The sequence below is a fragment of the Caldisalinibacter kiritimatiensis genome (assembly GCF_000387765.1).
In the GTDB taxonomy this organism is placed as follows: Bacteria; Bacillota; Clostridia; order Tissierellales; family Caldisalinibacteraceae; genus Caldisalinibacter; species Caldisalinibacter kiritimatiensis.
In genome coordinates this window covers 1-5492 of sequence record NZ_ARZA01000285.1, presented here as the reverse complement: position 1 = coordinate 5492, position 5492 = coordinate 1, and the positions used below count along the sequence as shown (strand labels likewise).

The 5492-nt window shown below is 26.0% G+C and carries 4 protein-coding genes; 1 reads left to right on the top strand and 3 read right to left on the bottom strand.

Features of this window, described 5'->3' with window-relative positions; translation table 11 throughout:
• Nucleotides 1-247: 247 nt before the first annotated feature.
• Complete coding sequence (gene gpr / locus L21TH_RS13365; protein ID WP_006317534.1) at nucleotides 248-1222, bottom strand: GPR endopeptidase; 975 nt, start codon at nucleotides 1220-1222, stop codon at nucleotides 248-250.
• A 201-nt stretch (nucleotides 1223-1423) separates the two neighbouring features.
• On the opposite strand from gpr, the gene rpsT reads away from it, so the two are divergent.
• Nucleotides 1424-1687 carry a 30S ribosomal protein S20 gene (gene rpsT, locus L21TH_RS13360; RefSeq protein ID WP_006317531.1) on the top strand — a complete coding sequence of 88 codons (264 nt, stop codon included), beginning with the start codon at nucleotides 1424-1426 and terminating at the stop codon, nucleotides 1685-1687.
• 147 nt (nucleotides 1688-1834) lie between these two features.
• Here rpsT and holA read toward each other — a convergent pair whose 3' ends face one another.
• Together holA and L21TH_RS13350 are read right to left on the bottom strand one after the other, a co-directional pair.
• Nucleotides 1835-2869 (bottom strand): DNA polymerase III subunit delta, encoded by a 1035-nt coding sequence (gene holA / locus L21TH_RS13355; protein WP_006317530.1) that lies wholly within the window; start codon nucleotides 2867-2869, stop codon nucleotides 1835-1837.
• Nucleotides 2870-2879: 10 nt separating this feature from the next.
• A complete protein-coding gene (locus tag L21TH_RS13350; protein ID WP_006317529.1) occupies nucleotides 2880-5351 on the bottom strand; it encodes a DNA internalization-related competence protein ComEC/Rec2 in 2472 nt (823 codons plus the stop codon).
• Between the last annotated feature and the right edge of the window lie 141 nt (nucleotides 5352-5492).

Sequence of the window (5492 nt, the reverse complement as noted above, 5' to 3'; positions counted from 1 at the left end):
ATATATATATATCCTCTATCTTTTATCTTTTTTCTTACCATCACAACACTCCCTTTATTTCTTCTTATGGTAATTTACTATATCAAATTATATTCTTTATACATGCATAATATGAGTATATAAAAAAGCGACTACAGTCGCTTTTTGTCCATAGGCTAATAGCTATTAGCTTAAATAATTTAGTTTAAACCATCTTTAATATCCTTTAATCTCTAATACTCTATTCTCTAATCTCTAGTCTTGTTTTCTAGTTCAAATATCTATTTACATCTTTTAAATCAATACCTGGATGTATTGATATATTTAAACCATTAGCTATAACTTGGGAAAGGTCATTTATTAAATCATCAACTTCCTTTGGTGTTACCATTACATTAGCCATATAAGGATTAAGTACTTCTTTTATTAACTGATATTTTTCCTCAGACTTCATTGCTTCTAACATTGAATAAAACTCACTTCCAACTGTCGATTGTTTTTTTAATTCACTAACAATCATTTCTATTGTATCATTTACCATTGTAGCAGCATCTACTACTGTAGGTATTCCTATAGCATAAACAGGTACCCCTAAATACTCCTTATTTAATCCTAACCGCTTATTCCCAACACCTGCTCCTGGATTAATACCTGTATCTGAAATTTGAATTGTACTACTTATACGCTCCATCTTTCTTGAAGCTAAAGCATCTATAGCAATAACAATGTCTGGATTAGTTTTTTCAACTACACCTTTAATTATTTCGCTAGTTTCTATGCCTGTTAACCCCATTACTCCTGGAGCTAACGCTGATACATTTGCCATTGTTTCATCCTCTGTTTTATTATAAGCTTTAAATAAATGTCTAGTCACAAATACTTTATCTACAACTTTAGGACCTAGTGCATCAGGGGTAACAAATCTATTTCCTAAGCCAACTATTAAAGTCTTAGTAATTTTATTAGGGTTAATCAACGCTTTTAACTCCCTAGCTAATGCTTTACTGATGTCGTCTTTTAAATCTTGGTCTGCTTTTTTCAACGACGGAGATTCTATTGTTATGTAATTACCTATTGATTTTCCGATTTTTTGCTGTCCTATCTCATCTAATACCTTTACTCTAGTTATAACATATTCATTAGCTTCTTCTTTCTCCACCTCAACACCCGGTATTTCCTCTTTATTTCTTTCTTTATATAATTCTCTAGCTTCAATTGCCAAATCAGTTCTCATTTGAAACATAGAATCACCTCCAATTTAATAACTACAATCTTATATTTACTCTAATATTAAATTTTATACTTCAAGTTATAGTATACTTTTTTTAATAAGTATAAACTATATAACAAAAGGGAATAAAAGGAGTAGTAGATTTTTCTTGAAATTTGTAGTCTTTCATGGTAAAATTACTTTTGTTAATTGCGTTTGAAGGGGGTGAAGTAATTGGCAAATACTAAATCAGCTAAAAAGAAAATTCGTGTTATTAACAGAAAGACAGAGGTAAATAGAAGAAGAAAATCTGAGTATAGAACTTATATTAAAAGACTAGAAAAAGCTATCGAAGCTAATGATGTTGAGAAAGCAAAAGAATTACTTAGAATAGTAGAAAAGAAATTATATAAAGCAGCAAACAAAGGAACTATCCATAAAAAAGCTGCTTCAAGAAAAGTTAGTAGATTAGCTAAGAAAGTTAACAACATCGCTTAATTAAAATTTATATATTATAGCTTTTCTAGATGTTATCGGGCTAAAATGCCCGAATTATTTTTTAGGAATTTTTAATAATTTAATAATATGTTTAATAAATAAGTAGCTTCGATAAAATCGAAGCTACTTATTTATCTCCTATTTATACTATTTTGCAAAGCCTACTATAAGTATTTCAATAGCTAATTTGCTATCAATATTCCCCTTTTTTATATTTTCATCAATTTCAAGACACTTTTTTAATCCTTCCTCAAGTCTTTTATAAGAAAAATTCCTACTCTGAGTTAATACTTTTTTGGCAACAAAATTAGGTGTATTTATCTTTTTTGCTATATTAGGTACACTATATCCTTTTTTCTCCAATAATTTAGCCATTAACAATAACCTAAATTGTCTTGCAATCATATAAAAAATCAATTGCACTGGTTCATTAGCCAATATCATCTCATTAAATATCGATAAAGCATCCTCAGTATTTTTTTGTCCAATACAATCCACTAATTTGAAAATGTTATTTTGTAATGTCTTTACTAATATAGAATCTATATCTTCTCTGTTAACTTCTATCCTATCTCCAATATAATTACATATTTTTACAATTTCATTTTCTAAATCATATAAAGTCTTATCACTAGACGAATCAATATATCCACTATTATGTATAAAATAATTAATGTTATTCTTAGATATTTTTTTATTATTTTTCTTAAAAGTTTTTGCTATCCATTTATTTAGTTCATCACCTTTCACTCTATCGAATTCAATAACAGCACCAATAGATTTTATTTGTTTAAAAATCTTTTTTCTTTTATCTATCTTTTCATCATTTACTATAAATATCAAACAAGTTGTATCATTTAAATTATTCATATAATTAACTAATTGTTTTTCATCCTGTTTACTAACGGCTTTACTATTAATTAAGAAAAGTGGATCTTCTACTACAACAATTTTCTTGGAAGACATAAAAGGTAAGGTTTCACAAGCATTTATTATATCGTCAACTTTTGTTTCTTTTCCATCTAAGTGAACAAAATTCAAGGTTTCAAAGGATTTATCTACATATTTATTTTTTATTTCTGATACAGCCCAGTTTTTAAGATATATCTCCTTCCCAAAACATATATATACCTTTTTTAACTTATCTTTTTTTATATCATTAAGAAGTTCTTTATAGCTCATCTCAAACACCTCATTTAGTAATATGTTTTATTTCAGTATAAAAATATTTTTTATATTTATTAGCCAAAATCAATCCCATTACAATATAACAAAAAAGATATAATAATTCTATTCTATTTATATATATTATTTCTTTCAAGTACAACTTATCTTCAACAAATGGACAAATTTCAAAACTATTTGGATATAATTTAACTGTAATAAGACCTTGCACGTCAGTCCTATATATTTTCACATTATTCTCCTCATATCTTTTAATAACTTGGTTATCCGGATGTCCAAAATTATTATTACCGACACTTATAACTCCTACTTCTGGTTCAAAGTATTTAATGAACTCTTCAGTAGATGAAGTACTACTTCCATGATGTGGAACCTTTATTATATCTACATCACATTCTTTATTCATATTTGCCAATTTATTTTCACTTTGCTTCTCTATATCTCCAGTAAATAATATCTTTTTATCGAACGATTGTAGTAATAATACTAAAGACATATTATTTTCATTATACTCATATAATTTATTTTCTTTAATTTTATCGGGCCAAAGCACAAATAATTTTATATTTTTCGATATTACTATTTTATCCCCTCTTTTTACTATAAAAATAGGTATATTTTTTTCTTCCGCTTTTTTTACTATATCCCAATACAATGTACTTTTTTTATTTTTATATCCTATAATAATTTTGTCAACATTTATTTTGTCTATTATTGACAAAAGAGCTTTACAATGATCCTTATGATAATGAGTAATAAATACTGCATCTAATCTAGTTATTCCTTCTTTTAATAAAAAAGGAATAATTGTATTATTTCCTACATCTGCTCCTTGAAACAGCGAACCACCTGTATCTATTAAAAAAGCTTTACTATTGTCTCTAATTAACGTAGCATCACCTTGTCCAACATCGATAAAGTCAATTATTACTTCATCATTGTATGTAAAGAATACTCCAGATAGCATAACTAAAGTTGTTAAATATATTACTATTACTTTATTTAAAGCTACAGAAAATAATTTTATATCTATTATTTTTAATGATATGAATATTAATGTAAAATATAAAATTATTTCAACTAAGGAAGGCGAAAATACTTCTACAGTTACAATTGGTAATTTATTATATATAAATGTAATAAAATAATCACTTATATTTAACAATGTATTTAAAAACATCCCTATAACGATAGAAAGTTTTGCACTAGCAAATGATACTATAATTAAAACAAATGCTAGTATTACTACAATAGACATAATAGGTACTAAAATTAAATTAGTAAATACAGATACAAATGACACATTATTGAAATGATATGCTAATATAGGAATAATACCAAGCTGCACAGCTATAAGAGGCGAAAGTATATCTCCTAACTTTCCAATTTTATGTAAAAATAAATGTTTAATCCTTATAGTAAATATTAAAAGCGATAAAGTAGCTGAAAAGGAGAGTTGAAATCCTATATCAAAAACCCATAATGGTCTATATATTAATAAAAGTAATCCTCCAAACCCCAGGCTATTTATAGGGTCATATCTTCTAAAAGTTATTTTTGAAAGGAGTAAGCAACTAAACATCACTAACGCTCTTAATATAGATGAAGGATAGCCTACAATATATCCATAAGTCCATAAAATTATAACTGTAGTAATAATTAAAACTTTAGGAGTTATTCTAAATAATTTTAGAACAAATATTATAAACATAGATAGTATTCCTATATGTAGTCCAGAAACTGCTAAAAGATGTGCTAGTCCTAAATCTCTTATCTTCTTAGCTTCGCTGTTTTCTAAGTATTTACTATCTCCTAATATCATTGATTTAACAAGATTGCTATTCTTTTCACTTAAATACATATTAAATGTTTTTACTAACTTATTTTTAGCGTTATTAACAAATGCTTGTCCAAATGATAAATTTTCTTTACTTATCACTTTTACTAAATAACTTTTTGTGGACACTATTACCGATATGCTTTTAGTATTTAAATATAGGCTGTAATTAAACAAACCTGGATTTGTATTACTATTTGGTTCTTTTATTATCCCTCGTAAGCTAATTTTATCTCCGGTCCGTAATACCTTTTTTCCACTAACTTGTAACATGCAATTCTCTTGTAATTTTAATTCCTTATTTTTGTATTTAATATTTGTAGCTTCTAATATATATTTTGAATAATTTTTAGATATCTTAACTTCTTCTTTTATAATTCCCTTTAAATCAACATATTCTTTTTTCAAATCTATAAGTATACTATCAGTTGAACTATCTACAACTAAAAGTCCTCCTATAGCAAAAAATGCTATAATAAAAAGGATACTAGTATTATATTTAATAAAGTATCTAAAAATCACAACAGTAAATAAAATAATTAAACCTAATACTAGAAAATCTATCCCTTTTAAGTTAATTTGATAGAAAAAATAAATCCCTACTAAAGTTATAATAAGAAAATATAAAAATGGTCTTTTCATAGGCATCCTCTTTGCAAAATTTGGTATTATGTTTATTATTATATCACTCTTTGGTATTTTTTGTTATATTAAAACTAAAAACGTTACTGTCAAGTAATAGTTGGCAATTTTTCTTTTTCAAAATTAATCATCCAATAATTT

What these genes read in the sequence shown, in the direction of transcription:
- gpr (WP_006317534.1), bottom strand. Translation starts at nt 1,222, where the DNA reads ATGTTTCAAATGAGAACTGATTTGGCAATTGAAGCTAGAGAATTATAT.
- holA (WP_006317530.1), bottom strand. Translation starts at nt 2,869, where the DNA reads ATGAGCTATAAAGAACTTCTTAATGATATAAAAAAAGATAAGTTAAAA.
- L21TH_RS13350 (WP_006317529.1), bottom strand. Translation starts at nt 5,351, where the DNA reads ATGAAAAGACCATTTTTATATTTTCTTATTATAACTTTAGTAGGGATT.